Origin of the sequence: Kaistella faecalis, from assembly GCF_019195395.1 — a bacterium.
In the GTDB taxonomy this organism is placed as follows: Bacteria; Bacteroidota; Bacteroidia; order Flavobacteriales; family Weeksellaceae; genus Kaistella; species Kaistella faecalis.
This window is the reverse complement of the sequence record NZ_CP078067.1, coordinates 37,836-56,443: the sequence shown is the minus strand read 5'-3', so window position 1 is coordinate 56,443 and position 18,608 is coordinate 37,836. Positions and strand designations below refer to the sequence as shown.

Genomic DNA, 18,608 nt, shown 5'->3' with positions numbered 1-18,608 from the left:
CGATCCCAAATGCACGAAAAAATTCCGCCACAGCAAACGGGTGCCAAAAGCGACACCATTTCGGAAATTGAACTGGATTCAGTTTCACTGGCAAAAACCCATTTCGACATCGTGAAAAGACGTTTTGTGGATGTCAACTGCTGGGAGCTTTTTGCCGGTACCGAAAAGGCGGAATTTTCTCTTCGTGACAAACAAGGTGAACTATCCCTGGATCCGCCGAAAGTCGGTGATTATTTCAGAATTAAAGTTCCGGGACTTCATAACCCCACTGGCGACGGTTATGACTGGGTGCAGGTTGAAAAATTTGAAGAAGAACATTCAGACAACTCCGAGTGTGTATACATCAGAGTCAGACCAACTTCTGATCCCACAAAACGGGATGAAACAACGGCGCATTTTTTCGATCCGAAGGCAACTTCAAATTTCCTCATTAAAAGAGAAGGGAATAAAATTTCAGCAGAAGTTCATGGGAGAAATGAAGTACCGAATACCGAAGATCTCACCATTATTGAAAAAATCAGGAACAGTCTGGTCGCGGTAGGCGGAATGATTGCCGGGAGTAAATTCCAGTGGAAATCACTTACAGAAGGTCTCATTAAATATGAAGCATAAGACTTACATCGGCTGTTCGGGATTCTCCAACCGCGACTGGAAAGGCTTTTTCTTTCCGGAAGAACTGCCGTCGAAGGAGCAGCTGAACTTCTACTCCACCCAATTCAATACAGTTGAAATCAATTCCACCTTTTACCGTCGACCTAGGCCACAAACTCTGGAGAACTGGTATCAAAGGACTGATGAGGATTTTAAATTTTTCATCAAAATTCCTAAAACAATCACCCACATCAAACGTTTAAAAGAGACTGCAGCGGAAACTGCTGATTTCTGCCAGCACATTCATCATGGAATTCAGGAAAAGCTTGCGGGTTTTCTTTTTCAGATGCCGCCAAGTTTTCATTACAGGGAAGAACATCTGGAACAGCTGATTACAACTGTAGATTCCCGGTTTCTAAATGTTGTTGAATTCCGCCATGAATCGTGGTGGACAGAAGAGATTTTTGAAACTTTAAGAAAGAAAAATATTGTAGTTTCCGGCGTGAGTTTCCCGAAAAATATTCCTGATGATTTCATCATCAACAATAGTAAATCGGTTTATTACAGACTTCACGGAGTTCCTGTGCTTTTCAAATCTGAATATTCTGAAGAGGAATTAAAGAAACTGGCAAAGGATATCAAAAAAGCAAAACAGGATGTTTTTGTATTTTTTAACAATACCTGGGGAACAGCGGCTTTAAAGAATGCATTTTATCTGAAGGAACTTCTCGAATAATTTTTTTAGAACTTTCTTTCAATCACGTAATCCAGCATCAGGTTCAGCGAGTGTTTTGCTTCTGAATCCGGGAATTCGTTGAGGATATTTTTTGCGCGCTGCTGGTAATCTTTCATAACAGAAATTGCATAATCCAGTCCGCCGGAACTTTTCACAAAAGCGATCAGTTCTTTGACGCGTTTGGTATCATTATTATACCGCTTAATCGTATTGAAATAATGCTTTCTGTCGGTTTCGTTAGCAGTTTTCAACGTGTGGATCAGCGGAAGCGTCATTTTCTGTTCCTTAATGTCGATTCCTACAGGTTTACCAATAATATTTGACGTAAGATAATCAAAAAGGTCGTCTTTGATCTGAAAAGCCATTCCGGTAAGGGTACCGAACTCCATCATTTTCTTGGCCATCGTTTCATCCACATTGTTGGATACTACGCCGATTTCGCAGCATGCCGCGATTAAGGTCGCCGTTTTCTGGCGTATAATTTCGTAGTAAACTTCTTCGGTAATATCAAGTTTGCGGGCTTTTTCAAGTTGAAGCAACTCTCCTTCCGCCATTTCACGGATTGTTCTTGAAATGACAGCGAGAAGATCAAAATCCTTATGATCTGTTGAAAGCAGAACGGCTTTAGAAAGCAGATAATCACCTACCAGAACCGCAATTTTATTTTTCCACAAAGCATTGATGGAAAAGAAATTACGGCGTTTAAAACTTTCATCCACCACATCATCATGCACCAAAGTTGCGGTATGAATAAGCTCAATCATCGATGCACCACGGAACGTTTTTTCGTTGACCTCGCCTACCAGTTTTGCACACAGAAAAACAAACATTGGCCGCATCTGCTTGCCTTTGGTCGTTACAATAAACCGCGTTACTTTGTCTAAAAGCGGCACATTGCTCTGCATGGATTCATAAAACTTCTGTTCGAAAAGTTTCATTTCACCGGAAATGGGTTTCTTGATTTCTTCTACGGTATTCGCCACGTACTATGAATAAAGATGTTGAAAGTTAAATACCGACAAATATAATTAAAATTTGCCGGAGAATCGAAGTTTATTACAGATTGAAATGCTTAGCGGAATTTATCTGCCGGAATAAAATAGAAAGCCTGTTTTGCTGTTCCCAAAGGTGTGCGGAATTCTTCGCCGGAAATATAGACACCATTTTCATCCACTTCAATTCCTTCGATCTGGCCAACGCTTAACGAGGAACCGAGGTAATATTTCTTAGGCTGCTGACTGAAGAAAACTCCCGGTTCTGATTCATTAAACACGGAAAGAAAAACCTCAGTATTTTTCGTGTAACCAATCAAAAAAAGTCTTCCATCAAAGTATGCCGCATCCGTAACAACGAAACCAATTCTGAAACTTTCGGTCTTTTCGGCAGCCTGATTGTCCGCAAGTTCTGGATTCAGCACGTAATGCGTGGTCGATTTTGATACCCATTCTTTTGTAAAGACATGAATTTTTCCGTTGAGAACAATCATCGCTTCCGCATCGAAATCATTATTGATGACTTTTCTGCTGAAGTCCTGCTGCTCCGGATAAAAGAAAGGAATTTCCTGTGCTGCAGAGTTATTATCATACGGAATTTTATAAATTTTGAGGTTCTTCCGTGTTCCGGCATTATTTCCGAAATCACCAGTGTAAAAATACAGCGAATCGCTCGCAATGGCTTCCCAATCAATGTTTGTGAGTCCGGTTTTAATCGTTTTTAAAATTTTACCTGAGGATTTGTCGATTTCAAAAATTTCAGAGGAATTACCCCCATCATTCATCACATACAGTCTACCGTTGCGGAAACTGAGCCCTGAATTTTCTTTCAGCGAATCATTCAGGTACGCAACCCTGTATCTGCCGATCTTTAAAAAGTCGGCTTGCTGCGCAAAGCCATCAGCAAAAAGAAGTAACGCGAAAAATAAAAGTAATCTGTTCATTATAATTTACGTCTTAACAGCAGGATGCGGATTTTTACAAAATCATAGAGCAGTCCCAGCAGCAAAATTAAACTTCCGAAGAGAAGCGTTCTGATACCGAAATGTGTGTAAAGAATTCCTCCTGAAACACCTCCTGCAAAAAAAAGCCAGATTATGATTAAACGGAGTTTTATTGATTTGATGAGCTTCTTTTTATGTGCCTGATCTTTATAAAAGAAAAGTTGAGAAAACTCGATACCCATATCGGTAAACAGTCCGGTTAAATGTGTTGTACGGACCACCGCATTTGATATGCTTGTTACGAGTGAATTCTGCATCCCCATCGCAAATAGAAGGCTGAAAGCGATCATATCCGGATTTTCCGAAATAAGATATGTCCCTGTAATTCCTATGCCTGCAAGGATTACAGCCTCGGTAATAGTAGGGACAACATAAATAAGATTTTCCCGTCTTCGCGAATAAATTTCAACCATAAAGTTGGAAATGAAAGCACCCAGAAAAAAGAAAAAGATATAAAGTGCCACGTGAAAAGCACTCCGGAAATCCTGCTTGAAAGCTTCATCTACAAAGTAAGCGAAATGTCCTGTAACGTTTGTTGTAAGTTTCTGCACCGAAAAAAATCCCACCACATTTACCAAACCAGCCACGAAACTCAGCAGTGAGGCAATCCCAAGATTATGCTTTTCGGTACGGGTTTTTCCTTTGTGGCTGAACATTACTCACTGGATTTATTCGCCAACTGCCCACAGGCCGCATCGATGTCTCCTCCCCGGCTTCGGCGGATCAGCACAGTAATTCCGGCGTTTTCGAGTTGGCGTACATAATTTTCCTCGGCTTCTTTATTGCATTTATCGTATTTTCCGTCGCCGATGGGATTATACTGAATTAAGTTCACTTTACTCGGAACCTGCTTACAGTAACGGATGAGCGCTTTGATGTCTTCATCCTGATCATTGATTCCTTTCCAGACGCAGTATTCAAATGTTATAGGATTTCCAGTTTTTTCGTACCAGTATTTTAAAGAATCCATGATATCGGTAAGCGGAAATTTATCGGAGAAAGGCATGATTTCATTCCTTTTCGACTCGATCGCTGAATGTAAAGAAAGCGCAAGTTTTACCCGCAGATCTTCATCGGCAAGCATTTTAATCATCTTAGGAATCCCTGACGTTGACACGGTGATTCTCCGCGGCGACATGCCCAAACCTTCGGGCTGTGTAATTTTCCTGACCGCATCTACTACATTTTTGTAATTCATCATCGGCTCGCCCATTCCCATGAAAACGATGTTTGAAAGCGGTCTGTCGAAATAAAGTTTGCTTTGTCTGTCGATTAAGGCTACCTGATCCACAATTTCTGCAACTTCCAGATTTCTCATCCTTTTCAGGCGTGCGGTTGCACAAAATTCGCAGTTCAGAGAACAGCCAACCTGAGACGAAACACAGGCTGTAGTACGGGTTTCTGTAGGAATCAGGACCGATTCTACGAGAAGTCCGTCGTGTAGTTTTACACCGTTTTTAATGGTTCCGTCGGTCGATTTCTGAAGCTGGTCAACCGAAATGGGATTGATGATGTATTCCTGAGAAATTTTCTCTCTGAGGTCTTTAGAAAGATTGGTCATTTCATCAATAGAATGCAGATTCTTGCTCCACAGCCAGTCATAAACCTGCTTCGCGCGGAAGGGTTTTTCGCCGATCTCTCTGAAATAATCAGTCAGCTGTTCTAAATTTAATGTCCGTATATCTTTCATAAAAAGTCTCGCAGATTTAGCAAAGTCGGCAGATTCTCTTTCTGCGTCATCAGCAAATCTGCGAGAAATATTTAAAGTTAATTGATCTTACAGAATCAGCATTGCGTCCCCATAAGAATAGAATTTGTATTCGTTTTTAATGGCTTCTTCATAGGCCTGCATCAGGAAATCTTTCCCTGCGAACGCTGCGATCATCATTAAGAGTGTAGATTTTGGCGTATGGAAGTTGGTAATCATCGCATTGGCAACACCGAAATCATGTGGCGGGAAAATAAATTTATTCGTCCAGCCATGATAAGGCCCGATCTTTTTATTGGATGAAACCGAAGTTTCCAAAGCTCTCATGGTAGTGGTTCCCACTGCACAAACTCTGCGCTGCTCAGCAACCGCTTTGTTGATGATATCGGCGTTTTTCTGATCAATGATGGCTTCCTCAGATTCCATTTTATGTTTGCTTAAATCTTCAACCTCAATCGGGTTAAAAGTTCCCAAACCAACATGAAGTGTTACTTCAGCGAAATCGATTCCTTTGATCTCGAGTTTCTTCATCAAATGTCTGGAGAAGTGCAAACCTGCTGTAGGAGCTGCAACGGCACCTTCGTGCTTGGCATAGATGGTCTGGAAACGTTCTGCGTCTTCAGGTTCTACGGCTCTTTTGATATATTTTGGAAGTGGAGTTTCGCCCAGTTCTTTCAGTTTCGAGCGGAATTCCTCGTAAGAACCGTCATATAAAAATCTCAGGGTTCTACCTCTGGAAGTCGTATTATCGATTACTTCGGCAACCAAAGATTCGTCTTCAGTGAAAAACAATTTGTTTCCGATTCTTATCTTTCTTGCAGGATCAACCAAAACATCCCAAACGCGGGTTTCTTTATCGAGTTCTCTTAAAAGGAAAACTTCAATTTTGGCACCGGTTTTTTCTTTGTTTCCATACAATCTCGCCGGGAAAACCTTGGTATTATTGAAGATAAAAAGATCTTTTTCATCGAAATAATCTACAACATCTTTGAAAGTTTTATGTTCGATTGTCTGCTTTTTGCGGTCTAGAACCATGAGTTTGGCGTCGTCTCTGTGCTCTGCAGGATACTCTGCCAGGAGTTCTTCCGGCAAATGGAAGTTGAAATCAGATGTTTTCATTTTTTAAATTACGGTTTAAAAATTAGCCGAAAAACCCAATGATTTTCGGACTGCAAATATACGGCTTTGAAAAGGCAAAGTCAAGTGTTTGCCTATTTAACTAGAATTTCAGGGATTTAGGAAGCGTTAATTTAAGTTCTACATCATTATGATCTTCAAGTAAAAATTCACAGCTAACTTTTCTCTCGGTGATATCGTCCCTTACCACCATGTAATTTCCCGGTAAATTTGTATCATTCGTCAACGTATAATGAACACTTCTGCTTAACGCGAACATTGGAAACATATTTTTACTGGTCGGTTGCAGGGTAAGAATATGCTTAGCAACAGGTTTCTTTGCTTTTTTTGAACTGAAAATCTGCATTGAAACCTGCTTTGGAGAGGTTTCTGATATTTCACCAAAAGTAACATACTGGTTTTGATGAATTAAATGTTTCGTATTCAGCTTGTAAGAATAATCATATTCAAAAGCGAAAAAAATGTTTCCCTTTGATTTACTTTCTTTTACTGTAAAACGATGTGCCAGATCAGTTTTGGAATCAAAGAGTGTGGCACTAAGATATTCCGGAACTCTTGTAACCTTCAGGAAATAATTAAAATTATCGGAATTAAAATAGTTCACCGATTCTTTAATACCCTTTTTCTTTGCGTTATTAAGTACGTATCTGGTAACCGTATCAAAAGAATAAGTCTGTGCAGAACTCAATACAAACACAAAACTAAAGGCCACCAAATTAAGTTTCTTCATAAAAATGTTTTTATAATTTCCCATTCTTTTAGTTTTTTATCGAACGAAATCGTATGAAGCGGACTTGTTGAAGGTAAAACAAATACAGGAATTTCTGATTCTTTGCCTAAAATTTTCTTTAAATTCTTAAATGATTTCTGACCATTACAGAAAATCACGTTGATTGAAGGATGGTTATTTAGCATTTTCGTAATATCATTATGTTCCTCGTTTCGGATCTTCGTGTCGAGGCTTCCCTCGCGTTCGCAGGTATCGATGACGTCCCACAAAGCAATATTGTTTTTTCTGATGGTTTCAATTCTTGTCTCATAATCACCACTGAAATCCTTTCCTAGAAGTTCAAAAATAATTCTCCAGAACTGGTTTTGCGGATGCGCGTAATATTGCTGCATTTCCAGGGATTTAACGCCGGGAACCGAGCCTAAAATAAGAATTTTAGATTTTTTAGAAACAACCGGCGGAAAGGATGAAATTCGGTTCGACATTATTCAGGAGGTTTTACTTTAAAAAATTGGAATGATTAATGCAATCATTAAAAATATTAAAAAAATCAGTTATGAAAAAATTATCATTATTAATGGGAATGCTGATCCTGCTCTTCACGATCAGCTGCAGAGATATTGTGAATACGGTTTTAGACGCGCTGCCTCCTTTTGATGTTCCGTTTACGACTACAGTGACCATTCCCTTCGTGAACGTAAGTACCATGACATACACCAGAACACCAGAAATCCCAATGAATATAAATCTGGACGCTAAGATCAAAGAAAATAATCCAAATTATTCTATTAATAACCTGAAATCGGTAAAGATGAGTACGCTGAGTATGGATTTTATCAGCTCAACCGTCGATACGAAACTTGATGTTATTAAAAATGCGAGAGTTTATATTAAAGCTCCCAACCAGCCGGAAAAACTTATCGCTACAGTGGTGAATAATACCAATCCTAATACGGTTACATTTACGGTGCCAGATGAAGAACTGATCAACTATTTTAAAACTAGCCAGAATTCCTTAATTTTTGAAATTCAGGCGAGCGCCGTAGCTGCGGACCAAATCACAATGAAGATGAATACCGGTTTCAAGGTAAAAGTTCAGTTATAAAATTTAAACTGTGAAAAATAAAAAAAGCTTCTGGAATAATCAGAAGCTTTTTTTTATTACATTTTTTGGTTCTAAAGCGTTTCTCTTAACCATTCGAAAAATTCGCGCTGCCATACCAAGCCGTTCTGTGGCTTAAGCACCCAGTGATTTTCGTTCGGAAAATAAAGAAATTTAGATTTCAAACCGTGAAGTTTTGCTGCCTGAAATGCCTGCTGGCCCTGCTCATATCCAACGCGGAAATCAATTCCACCCTGAATGATCATGATTGGTTTGTTCCATTTATCCACAAAATTTGAAGGATTAAATTCGTTATAGGCTTTAGGTAAAGGCTGATCTGTAGGTTTTCCTAGATCCCAGTTGGCAAAAAACAGTTCTTCGGTAGTTCCATACCAGGATTTCATATCGAAAAGTCCGTCGTGAGCAATAAAAGTTTTAAATCTGTTTTCATGGATTCCGGCCAGCATAAAAACGCTGTATCCTCCGTAACTTGCTCCTACAGCACCCATTCGGTCAGCATCAACGTATGGCAAAGTTTTGGCGTAATCTGTTGCTGATAAATAATCATCCATTACCTGTCCGCCCCAGTCTTTAGAAATCTGCTCGTTCCATTGTGTTCCCCAGCCCGGCATTCCGCGGCGGTTTGGCGCAACTACAATATAACCGTTGGCTGCCATCAGCGCGAAATTCCAGCGGGTGCTGAAATACTGAGTTAATGCTGACTGCGGACCGCCCTGGCAATAAAGAAGGGTTGGATATTTCTTATTAGGATCGAAGTTGGGTGGATAATGAATCCAAACGCCCATTTCTTTACCATCCGTCGTTTTTACCATCTTCAGTTCCGATTTTCCCGGCGTTAATTTGGCATAATTCGCTTTATTAACCTCTGTTACCTGAGTCATTGTCCCGGATTTTAAATCTACTGAAAACAAGTCAGGATTATGATTGATGTCGTTTCTGGAAACCAAAAGCTGGTTTTTGTTTTGAGCATAAATCTCATTCACATCAAAATCACCTTTCGTTACCTGCTGAATTTTAGCATTCTTGGGATTCAGAGAAAACAGCTGTTTTGTCCCGCGGAAGGCTGTCGTAAAATAGATTGTTTTTGAATCCTGAGTCCAGAAGACATCGCCAACTACGCTTTCATCCCACTCTTTCGTAAGGTTGCTCACCTTTCGGGATTTCCAGTCCATCAATTTAATATCATTTTTGTCTGCTTCGTAACCGTCTCTTTCCATCGACATCCACTGCAAAGTCTTTCCGTCCGGAGAAAATTTCGGAGCAACATCGTAACCTTTATTGCTTTCAGTAAGATTGGACGTAGTACCTGCTGCTAAATCATAAGCAAAAATATCGGTATTGGTTGATTGGGCGTATTCCGCTCCGCTCAGAGGTTTTGTAACGTATAAAAGCTGTGCAGAATCCGGACTCCAGACAAAATCTTCAGCTCCGCCAAAAGGGCGTTGCGGCGAATCCCACATTTTACCTTCAAGCAAATCTTTTGCATTTTCAACTTTGTCTGCAACGTTCACCACGAAAACGTGATTATATTTTCCTTCGCTGAAATAATCCCAATGGCGGTGGTTCAGGTCGGTATAAATGTGAGCGGAAGATTTCGGAACATCCTGATATTTGTCTTTACCCATCACTTTTTCAACCAAAACCTGCTTACTGAAGGCAATCTTTTTTCCGTCGGGTGAAATCACAATATTATCGACTTCGCCAATCGTGTAAAATTCTGCCCAGGTTTTTCCTGCATCTTTCGAAAGGTAAATTTTATCGCCTTCCTGTACGTAGATGCCGTTTTTATCCCATTGGATCAGGGCTTTTTTACCTAAGTCAAGATTAGCAGCTTCAGCATTTTTGATATTGAGAAAATAGGTTTTCTTATTGTTTTTTTCAGTTTTCAGATCGGTCTTCCCAATGGTATAAATTAAAGACGACTGATCGGGTGAAACTGCCGAAACGCCAATTTTATTTAATGTCCAGAGGATTTCGGGCGTCATCACATTTTGTGCATTCATAAGAAAAGGCGCAGCTACTGCGAGAATAGTGTGTTTTAACTTCATAAAAAATCAATTTTGATCATTACAGATGCAGACTGCAACTGTGTTTACAAATATAGAAATTTATGATGATTTGCTGTGCTTAAAAGATTCCGGTTAAGCTCCATCCAAATATTACCGGTAAAACAAAAATCACCGCTGGTCGCGGTGATCTGAGATTTGATTTATTTAAAGTTTATTCTGAAGAAGTAAAAATCCCGTTCAACAGTGAAGTAATAAGTGACAGCGCAATGCTGAAAATAAATGCCCACCAGAACCCATCAATCGTCATCCCGTCAATAAAATAATCTGCAATCAGAATAACCAGAGCATTAATGACCAGGGAAAAAAGCCCCAGAGTAATAATGGTAAGAGGCAGACCGAGAATTTTCAGAATGGGCGAAACAATCAGGTTCAGAATCCCCAGAACGATTGCAAACACAATTGCCGTGGAAAACCCATCGAAATGTACGCCTGAAAGAATTTTAGTGAGAAAAAATGCCACTACTGCGGTAACAAGAAGTCGGATGATTAAATTCATAGTTTATAGATTTATAGTTTAGTTAAGGTTGAGTAATTAGTTTTCTTAAAAGTCATGCTTTTGCCAATCCACTTAAATTTCCAGTATCCGCGTACTTTCAGAAGGCCGTTTTCCGTGATCTGGGCAGAGGAATCCCATAACCTGCCCGAACTGGCATCATAGATTTTACCATGTTCCCATTCGTTTTTTGCCGGATTATATACAAGACCATCCAAAACCTCCATTCCTAATATCTTTCTGTGCCGCAGACTGGGATCAGGATTTTCGAAATCGGTACGGGTATGCATCGGTTTTCCGCTTCCTTTGCTCTCGTCGAACCAAATCACTTTGGCCTTATACTCACCTTTCAGTTTGTATACCTCTACAGCAACACTGTGATCGGTTGCAAGCCATTTGCCAAGCACGTGATCTGCCTTAGACTGGGCATTTAAATTCAGAAAACAAAAATAAAGGATTAAAACGAGATTTTTTATAAGCATGGCTTTCCCTATACAAGTTTTTTGCCAACTTACCTACTATCAGCCAGTTTTGTTGATTATTATTTTTCGATCGCAGTAAATTTTTACGAAATCTGAAACCCAATCACCATTTATATTTTTCTCTCTTCCCAAAAAATATTATCTTCAGCACCAAAAGTTATATAGAATGAAGAACTATGCTAAAGCTTTAATGCTTTCGACGGTCCTTGCAGCGGGACTCAATGCCCAAACGCAGGACCAAATGACAAAATCCATAATGGATGAAACTTACAACAATTCCCAACTTGAGAAACTCGCCTATGAATTGCTCGATGGAATCGGTCCAAGACTGGTGGGAAGTCCAAAAATGCAGCAGTCTCACGACTGGGCGGTAAAACAATTCAAAAACTGGGGAATCGATGCACGCAACGAACAGTGGGGAGAATGGAAATCCTGGGAAAGAGGAACTTCTTCTCTCGAAATGGTCTATCCTTATGCAAAATCTCTTGAAGGGATGCAGCTCGCCTTCAGCCCGGCGACTCCGGCTAAAGGTTTAACTGCAGATGTGGTGATGCTTCCGACCTTCAGCAGTAAAGAAGATTTCACCAAATTTCTTTCATCAGTAAAGGGAAAACTCGTTATGGTTTCCCAATATCAGGCATCCGGCAGACCTGAATACAACTGGAAAGAATTTGCAACACCAGAATCTTTCGAAAAAATGCAGGCGGAGTCCAAAGCCGCATCTGAAGCGTGGCAGAATTCAATTAAAGCTTCAGGAGAAACGTCGCGTACCTTGAATGCAAAGCTTGAAGCAGCCGGTGCAGCCGGAATCATTTCTTCAAACTGGTCCCGGGGCTTCGGTGTTAACAAAATATTTTCGGCAGGAACAAAAAAAATCCCGGTTATGGATGTTTCTCTTGAGGATTACGGACAGCTTTACAGAATGCTGAAAAACGGAACTACACCAAAACTGAAAATCACAGCCAATTCTAAAGACAAAGGAATTGCACCAACCTTCAATACCGTTGCCGAAATCAAAGGTTCAGAAAAACCTGATGAATATATTATACTATCAGCACACCTCGATTCCTGGGATGGCGGCACCGGTGCAACCGATAACGGAACCGGAACCATTACCATGATGGAAGTTGCAAGAATACTGAAAAAATTATATCCTAATCCAAAAAGAACCATCATCGTAGGCCTTTGGGGAAGCGAAGAACAGGGACTGAACGGATCACGCGGTTACGTTTCTGCGCATAAAGACCAGATGCCAAAGATACAGGCGCTGTTCAACCAGGACAACGGAACGGGACGTATCGCCAACATCAGCGGACAGGGATTCCTGAATTCTTATGATTATTTGGGAAGATGGCTTGCTGCCGTACCAAAGGAACTTACCAAAGACATCAAAACAACGTTCCCGGGCACTCCAGGCGGTGGCGGATCAGACCATGCATCATTTGTTGCGGCAGGAGTTCCAGCCTTCATGTTGGGCTCTTTGAACTGGAGCTACGGAAATTACACCTGGCATACCAACCGCGATACTTATGACAAAATCGTTTTTGATGATGTAAAAAGCAATGTAGCTTTAATCGCTATTATGACATATATGGCCAGCGAAGATCCGGAAAAAACGTCTGCAGAAAGAATTAAACTTCCTGTTAACGAAAGAACCGGTGAACAGATGAAATGGCCTGAAGTAAAGGAACCAACAAGAAAAGGAGGTCTCGACTAATTTCATACCTTCACATACGGAAACGTTCAGCTTTTGCTGAACGTTTTTTTATTTATCAAGTTCAATCCAAACCGGCGCATGGTCGCTTGATTTTTCCCAACCCCGCACATCTTTGTCGACACCGGCTTTTTTTAGATAAGGAAGTACTTCGGTTGACAGTAAAAAATGATCAATTCTTAAACCCGCATTTCTTTCATAAGCATTACGGAAATAATCCCAGAACGTATAGATGGTTTCGTCGGGGTAAAGGTGCCGCAAAGCATCAGTCCAACCCTGATCGATCAAATTTTTAAAAGCCTCACGCACTTCCGGCAGAAAAAGCGCATCTTTAGCAAACTTCTCAGGTTTATATACGTCCTTCTCTGTTGGCATCACGTTGAAATCTCCTATCAAAAGCACTTTCTTATTTGAAGTTATAAGCATTTCTGCGTGTGCATCGAGGCGCTCAAACCACTTCATTTTATAATCAAATTTTGGCCCTGGTACCGGATTCCCATTCGGAAGATAAATGCATGCAATAATTAAATCTTCAATCTTCACCTCCAGATAGCGGCTTGCATCATCGTCATCATCTCCGGGAAGTTTTGTACGGGAAATCTCCGGTTTACCTTTTCTCGAGAGCACTGCTACTCCATTCCAGCTTTTCTGTCCGAGCCACACGGCCTGATATCCCGCTTCAAGGATTTCAGTTTCAGGGAATTTTTCCTGAGGTGCTTTAAGTTCCTGGAGACATACGACATCCGGCGCTTTTTCTTTCAGCCATTTCAGCAGTACAGGCAGGCGGCCATTCACGCCGTTCACATTATAAGTTGCAATTTTCATAGGTTCTTATGATATCAAAGTTAAAAACTCCCCGTTTAATTGGACGCATTTTTGATGGTCTAAAATCAAAACCAACTTTTATGAGAGCAATCTGGAACGGAGCCATTGGATTCGGGCTCGTCAATATTCCCATCAAACTTTATTCCGCGACTGAGGAAAGTAATCTGGATCTAGATATGCTGGACAAGGACGATCTTTCCAATATTAACTTTAAGAGAGTAAATGCGACAACGGGAAAAGAAGTAAAATGGGAAAATATTGTAAAAGGTTATAAACTGGAAGACAGCTATGTGGTCCTTACAAAAGAAGATTTCGAGGAAGTAAATCCCGAAAAATCGAAAATCCTGAACATTAAACAGTTTGTAGACGTACACGAAATTGACAGTGCCTATTTTGAGTCCTCCTACTTTCTGGAACCACAGAAAAACGGTGAAGAAGCTTACAAACTGCTGTTGAAAGCACTTTTAAAAACTAAAATGGCAGGTATTGGGACTTTCATTCTCCGAGAAAAAGAAATTCTTTGTCTTGTGCGGCCTTACGAAGACAAAATCCTCATGGTTAACAGAATGCGCTATCCGGAAGAACTCAGAAGTTTTGAAGACCTGAAAATTCCTAGCGCTAAAAATCCCAAAGCTGACGAACTGGAAATGGCGGAATCTCTCATCAAACAGCGCGCAACAAAATTTGATCCGGCGAAATATAAAAACACCTATAATGATGATTTAATGGCCATCATCAAAGCTAAATCTAAAGGAAAAGTAAAAAAAACCGAGACCAAAGAAGAGGTTTCCGCAAAAGCAACCGACCTGATGGCACAGCTGAAAGCAAGTCTGGAAGCCGGAAAAGCCAAGGCAGGTTAAAAAATAACTTAGTAAAATTTTCAGAAGATGCCATTAGAGAAATACAACGAAAAAAGGGATTTTAAACAGACGGCAGAACCCAAAGGAAAATCCCAGAGTAGTAAAGGAAAACTGAAATTCGTGATTCAGCGCCATGCCGCCAGCAGGCTGCATTATGATTTCCGGCTGGAAATGGATGGTGTACTGAAAAGCTGGGCTGTCCCGAAAGGACCTTCCTTAAATCCGGAGGACAAACGCCTTGCGATGATGGTTGAAGACCACCCTTTTGCTTACCGCAGTTTTGAAGGAAGTATCCCGGAAGGGAATTACGGTGCCGGCGAAGTGGAAATCTGGGACGAAGGAACTTACGAACCTCTGGAAAAAGCTAAAGGTAAAACCGATGATCTGCTTATGCAGGCAGAATTGCATAAAGGTTCTCTGAAATTCATCCTTCACGGTAAAAAGCTTAAAGGCGAATTTGCCCTCGTAAAAATTAAAAATTCTGACAGCGGAGAGCCCTGGCTTCTCATCAAACACAAGGATAAATTTGCCACAGACCATTACGATGCTGAAGAAAATACCGCAGAAGATTCCGCCGTTACAGCATATCTAAATTCAAAAAAAAAAGTAAAAAAAGTTGAGAAAAAGTCGGAGGAGGTAAAAACATACCGGAATTATACTCCTTCACTCAGCGGCGAGAAAAAACTCACCAAGTTCATTACTCCCATGCTTGCGGGAACTACTGATAAACCTTTCAGTTCCCCGGACTGGGCGTTCGAAATTAAATGGGACGGCTACCGTGCCGTGGCCGATCTCCGGAAAGATATTCAGCTGTATTCCAGAAATGGACTTTCGTATGTTGAAAAGTTTAAGAAAGTGAGTAACTCGCTGAAATTTCAGGAACACGAAATGATTCTGGACGGCGAACTGGTTGCGTATGATGATCAGGGAAAGCCGAATTTCCAGTGGCTGCAGCGGATTGGCGATAATCCCAACCTAAACGTGATTTATCAGGTTTTTGATCTCTTGTGGCTGAACGGTCATTCCACAGAAAATCTAAGTCTCATCCAAAGGAAAGAACTTCTGAAAGACGCTTTGGTAGAAACCGAATACATCAAATACCATGATCATGTCCTGGAAAATGGAGAAAAATTTTTCCGGCTGGTAGAGAAGATGGAACTGGAAGGCATGATCGCCAAGAAAATAGACAGCACTTACCACCGCGGTACCCGAAATGGTGATTGGCTGAAAATAAAAAGCCAGAAGACCGAAGAAGTCCTTATTTGTGGATTTACCGCTCCTAAAGGCAGTCGCAAGAAATTTGGATCACTAGTTCTCGGACGTTATGATGGGGATGAACTGATTTTTTGCGGACATACAGGTACCGGCTTCAGCGACAAAGGTCTTGTAGAACTCTACGGAAAAATGGAACCGCTGATTACCGATAAGCCACCTTTCACGACGACACCAAAGACCAACGATAAACCGACCTGGCTTAAACCTGAACTTATTGCTGAAATTAAATTCACGGAACTTACGGGCGACCATATCTTCAGACATCCTGTTTTTCTGAGGCTCAGAGAAGATCTTAATCCCAAAGATCTTAATGTCAGGAAAGATGAAGAAAAATATGTCGCTGATCCAGTACCATTAAAAAAATCAGTTATGAAAAGAGAAAATGAGCAGCTGCAGAAATTTGGAAAGCAGGAAGTGAAACTGACCAACCAGAATAAAATTTATTTCCCGAAAGATCAGGTTACCAAAGGCGACGTGATTGCTTATTACCAAAGCGTTGCAAAATATATTCTGCCCCACCTGAAAGACAGGCCTCAGTCGATGAACCGATTTCCTAATGGAATAGATGGGATGAGCTTCTATCAGAAAGACGCCTCCGACGAAATCCCGGACTGGATTGAAACCCAGAAAGTATTTTCGGAGTCCACCGATAAATACATCAATTACATCCTCTGCAACGATAAGGCAACGATGGCTTATCTTAATAATTTGGGCTGCATCGAGCTTAATGTCTGGACAAGCCGGAAAGAAACCACCGATAAACCGGATTATCTGGTGCTGGATCTTGATCCTTCGGACAACAATACATTTGAAGACGTAATTCTTACCGCGCAAACCGTGAAAAAGGTAATGGATAAAGCCAAAATAAAAGGATACTGCAAAACATCGGGCAGTTCAGGAATCCACATTTATATCCCGGCGGGCGCACAGTATTCTTTTGAACAGGTTAAAAATTTTGCCCATATCATGATGCAGATGGTGCAGAAAGAACTTCCGGATCTCACAACACTCGAACGCACCTTACAGAAGCGGGACAAAGGAAAAATTTATCTTGATTACCTCCAGAACCGCCGCGGACAAACCCTTGCCAGCGTATACAGCCTCCGTCCGAAAAACGGCGCACCGGTTTCCATGCCCATTGAATGGGACGAACTGAAAATCGGCCTCAAACCTACTGATTTCAACATTGAAAACGCATTGGCAAGAATTGAGGAAAAAGGCGATCTCTTCAAACCGGTACTGGGCAAAGGTTTTGATATGCTGAAGGCAATTTCACTTTTAGAAACGGAATAACAGCAGGCCAGGCAGATTTGGTTACATATTTGATAGACCCATTTCATGGAAAGTCAAAATTATACCAATCATAAAAGATACTACGCGCCGCATCACTTCATCTATCTACCGCTTCTGGCAGTACTTCAGATTGTAGGAATTTGGAAAAGTTTCAGTGATGAGCAGTACGGTTTAGTTTGGCAATTGTTTTCGGTCGTAATTTTCCAGCTGCTATTTCTGGCAATTATGCTCAGGCAACACTATGCACTCGGAAATCAGAACAGAATCATAATTCTTGAATTCAAACAAAGGTATTTTGAACTCTTTGGGAAAAGGTCCGATGAAGTAGCGGAGAAGTTAAGTTTCGATCAGATTGCCGCTTTGCGTTTTGCCTATGATGATGAGTTTAAAATATTACTGGAGCGTACGCTGAGCGAAAACCTTTCCGGTGATACGATTAAAAAGTCCATCACGGGATGGAAGCCTGATTTTCAAAGAGTTTAAACGCACATTACTAAATTTAAATACAAACACTAAAAATCACTGTTATGAAAAAATTCACATTATTAAGTCTGGCATTATTAGCAATGTTTACCCTAACCGGCTGCGACGCCATTGAAACCATTTTTAAAGCGGGTATGTGGTGGGGATTCATTTTAGTCGCTGCAGTTATCGGTCTGATTTTCTGGTTGTTTTCACGAGGCAGGAAATAATTAAACTTATGTAAAGAGTATGCAGAAGAAATCAAAAACCAAAATCCGGCCTCCGCAGAAACAGAACAAACCGGGGCTCGAGAAAAAACTTTCTCCCGCTCCAGAAAGTGAACCCGTTCAGCAGGAGCAAAAGCTTAAAGGCAAAACCGCCATTATCACCGGAGGCGACAGCGGAATCGGCAAAGCGACTGCATTGATTTTTGCGGCGCAGGGTGCAGATATCGTAATTCCTTACCTCAGTGAAACCGTTGATGCAAAAGAAACCCGGAAGGAAATTGAAGAATTGGGCAGAAATTGCCTTCTTATAAAAGGTGATCTCGGTAATGAGAATCACTGTAAAAAAGTGATCAGCAAAACCATTTCTGAGTTTGGAAAACTTGATATTCTTGTAAACAACGCAGCCAATCATTGGGAAGCTGAAAGCATTGAGGATATCAGTACGGAACAGCTGATGACGACCTTTCATTCCAATTTTTTTTCGCTGTTCTGGCTCACTAAATATGCAATGAAACATTTAAAAAAAGGAAGCTGCATTATCAATACGACTTCTGTAACAGCGTACCGCGGAAGTGACCACCTCATCGACTATGCTGCCACCAAAGGAGCGATATTGTCTTTCACAAGAAGTTTGTCCGCCAATCTTGCAGAAAAAGGAATTCGGGTAAATGCAGTAGCTCCCGGACCAATATGGACGCCACTTATTGCCTCTACCCTATCTAAAAAAGCAGTTTCCGAATTTGGAAGTGATACGCCCATGAAACGTGCAGGTGAACCCAATGAAGTAGCAACCTGCTTTCTCTTCCTCGCAAGCGATGATTCTTCGTACATGACCGGTCAGGTACTTCACCCCAACGGCGGCGAAATTGTAAACGGTTAAAACACTG

20 protein-coding genes are annotated in these 18,608 nt (G+C 41.0%); 9 read left to right on the top strand and 11 right to left on the bottom strand.

Annotated elements, in window-relative coordinates; translation table 11 throughout:
• Window positions 1-9 precede the first annotated feature (9 nt).
• Together KTV93_RS00295 and KTV93_RS00290 are read left to right on the top strand one after the other, a co-directional pair.
• Window positions 10-612, top strand: coding sequence for a hypothetical protein (locus KTV93_RS00295; protein WP_218249340.1), 603 nt, complete (start codon window positions 10-12; stop codon window positions 610-612).
• Window positions 602-1,327 (top strand): DUF72 domain-containing protein, encoded by a 726-nt coding sequence (locus tag KTV93_RS00290; RefSeq protein ID WP_218249339.1) that lies wholly within the window; start codon window positions 602-604, stop codon window positions 1,325-1,327. Before KTV93_RS00295 ends, KTV93_RS00290 begins: the two co-directional genes overlap by 11 nt.
• Before the next feature lie 5 nt (window positions 1,328-1,332).
• Here KTV93_RS00290 and KTV93_RS00285 read toward each other — a convergent pair whose 3' ends face one another.
• From KTV93_RS00285 to KTV93_RS00255, 7 genes are all read right to left on the bottom strand, one after another.
• Window positions 1,333-2,310 carry a polyprenyl synthetase family protein gene (locus KTV93_RS00285; protein ID WP_218249338.1) on the bottom strand — a complete coding sequence of 326 codons (978 nt, stop codon included), beginning with the start codon at window positions 2,308-2,310 and terminating at the stop codon, window positions 1,333-1,335.
• A gap of 89 nt (window positions 2,311-2,399) precedes the next feature.
• Window positions 2,400-3,263 carry a YncE family protein gene (locus tag KTV93_RS00280; protein WP_218249337.1) on the bottom strand — a complete coding sequence of 288 codons (864 nt, stop codon included), beginning with the start codon at window positions 3,261-3,263 and terminating at the stop codon, window positions 2,400-2,402.
• Entirely contained in the window at window positions 3,263-3,979 is a 717-nt protein-coding gene (locus KTV93_RS00275) for a YoaK family protein (protein WP_218249336.1), read from the bottom strand. Before KTV93_RS00275 ends, KTV93_RS00280 begins: the two co-directional genes overlap by 1 nt.
• The gene (rlmN, locus tag KTV93_RS00270) at window positions 3,979-5,013 is read right to left on the bottom strand and encodes a dual-specificity RNA methyltransferase RlmN (protein WP_218249335.1); all 1,035 of its coding nucleotides are present in this window, start codon (window positions 5,011-5,013) and stop codon (window positions 3,979-3,981) included. The genes KTV93_RS00275 and rlmN overlap by 1 nt, the downstream gene beginning before the upstream one ends.
• An 87-nt stretch (window positions 5,014-5,100) precedes the next feature.
• The gene (queA, locus tag KTV93_RS00265) at window positions 5,101-6,150 is read right to left on the bottom strand and encodes a tRNA preQ1(34) S-adenosylmethionine ribosyltransferase-isomerase QueA (RefSeq protein WP_218249334.1); all 1,050 of its coding nucleotides are present in this window, start codon (window positions 6,148-6,150) and stop codon (window positions 5,101-5,103) included.
• 100 nt (window positions 6,151-6,250) lie between these two features.
• A complete protein-coding gene (locus KTV93_RS00260; protein ID WP_218249333.1) occupies window positions 6,251-6,898 on the bottom strand; it encodes a hypothetical protein in 648 nt (215 codons plus the stop codon).
• On the bottom strand, window positions 6,895-7,383 hold the full coding sequence (locus tag KTV93_RS00255) for a DNA-deoxyinosine glycosylase (RefSeq protein ID WP_218249332.1): 489 nt from the start codon (window positions 7,381-7,383) through the stop codon (window positions 6,895-6,897). Before KTV93_RS00255 ends, KTV93_RS00260 begins: the two co-directional genes overlap by 4 nt.
• Before the next feature lie 71 nt (window positions 7,384-7,454).
• Here KTV93_RS00255 and KTV93_RS00250 point away from each other — a divergent pair, with 71 nt between their 5' ends.
• Window positions 7,455-8,003: a hypothetical protein gene (locus tag KTV93_RS00250; RefSeq protein WP_218249331.1), complete on the top strand. Its 549-nt coding sequence runs from the start codon at window positions 7,455-7,457 to the stop codon at window positions 8,001-8,003.
• A 71-nt stretch (window positions 8,004-8,074) separates the two neighbouring features.
• Here KTV93_RS00250 and KTV93_RS00245 read toward each other — a convergent pair whose 3' ends face one another.
• The 3 genes from KTV93_RS00245 to KTV93_RS00235 all read right to left on the bottom strand — a co-directional run bounded on the left by KTV93_RS00245 (window position 8,075) and on the right by KTV93_RS00235 (window position 11,065).
• On the bottom strand, window positions 8,075-10,069 hold the full coding sequence (locus KTV93_RS00245) for a S9 family peptidase (RefSeq protein ID WP_218249330.1): 1,995 nt from the start codon (window positions 10,067-10,069) through the stop codon (window positions 8,075-8,077).
• 172 nt (window positions 10,070-10,241) lie between these two features.
• On the bottom strand, window positions 10,242-10,586 hold the full coding sequence (locus tag KTV93_RS00240; protein ID WP_218249329.1) for a phage holin family protein: 345 nt from the start codon (window positions 10,584-10,586) through the stop codon (window positions 10,242-10,244).
• 11 nt (window positions 10,587-10,597) lie between these two features.
• The gene (locus KTV93_RS00235; RefSeq protein WP_218249328.1) at window positions 10,598-11,065 is read right to left on the bottom strand and encodes a DUF2147 domain-containing protein; all 468 of its coding nucleotides are present in this window, start codon (window positions 11,063-11,065) and stop codon (window positions 10,598-10,600) included.
• A gap of 166 nt (window positions 11,066-11,231) precedes the next feature.
• On the opposite strand from KTV93_RS00235, the gene KTV93_RS00230 reads away from it, so the two are divergent.
• Complete coding sequence (locus KTV93_RS00230) at window positions 11,232-12,782, top strand: M20/M25/M40 family metallo-hydrolase (protein ID WP_218249327.1); 1,551 nt, start codon at window positions 11,232-11,234, stop codon at window positions 12,780-12,782.
• A 48-nt stretch (window positions 12,783-12,830) separates the two neighbouring features.
• On the opposite strand, the gene xth is transcribed toward KTV93_RS00230, so the two are convergent.
• The gene (gene xth / locus KTV93_RS00225; RefSeq protein WP_218249326.1) at window positions 12,831-13,604 is read right to left on the bottom strand and encodes an exodeoxyribonuclease III; all 774 of its coding nucleotides are present in this window, start codon (window positions 13,602-13,604) and stop codon (window positions 12,831-12,833) included.
• 80 nt (window positions 13,605-13,684) lie between these two features.
• Between xth and ku the strand changes: the two genes are divergently transcribed.
• From ku to KTV93_RS00200, 5 genes are read left to right on the top strand one after another with little or no spacing between them, the layout of a single operon-like run.
• Entirely contained in the window at window positions 13,685-14,464 is a 780-nt protein-coding gene (gene ku / locus KTV93_RS00220) for a non-homologous end joining protein Ku (protein WP_218249325.1), read from the top strand.
• A 27-nt stretch (window positions 14,465-14,491) separates the two neighbouring features.
• Window positions 14,492-17,032: a DNA ligase D gene (gene ligD, locus KTV93_RS00215; RefSeq protein ID WP_218249324.1), complete on the top strand. Its 2,541-nt coding sequence runs from the start codon at window positions 14,492-14,494 to the stop codon at window positions 17,030-17,032.
• Between the two features lie 45 nt (window positions 17,033-17,077).
• On the top strand, window positions 17,078-17,515 hold the full coding sequence (locus tag KTV93_RS00210; RefSeq protein WP_218249323.1) for a DUF6526 family protein: 438 nt from the start codon (window positions 17,078-17,080) through the stop codon (window positions 17,513-17,515).
• A gap of 44 nt (window positions 17,516-17,559) precedes the next feature.
• A complete protein-coding gene (locus KTV93_RS00205) occupies window positions 17,560-17,724 on the top strand; it encodes a phosphatidate cytidylyltransferase (protein ID WP_218249322.1) in 165 nt (54 codons plus the stop codon).
• 19 nt (window positions 17,725-17,743) lie between these two features.
• The gene (locus KTV93_RS00200; protein WP_218249321.1) at window positions 17,744-18,601 is read left to right on the top strand and encodes an SDR family oxidoreductase; all 858 of its coding nucleotides are present in this window, start codon (window positions 17,744-17,746) and stop codon (window positions 18,599-18,601) included.
• Window positions 18,602-18,608 lie beyond the last annotated feature (7 nt).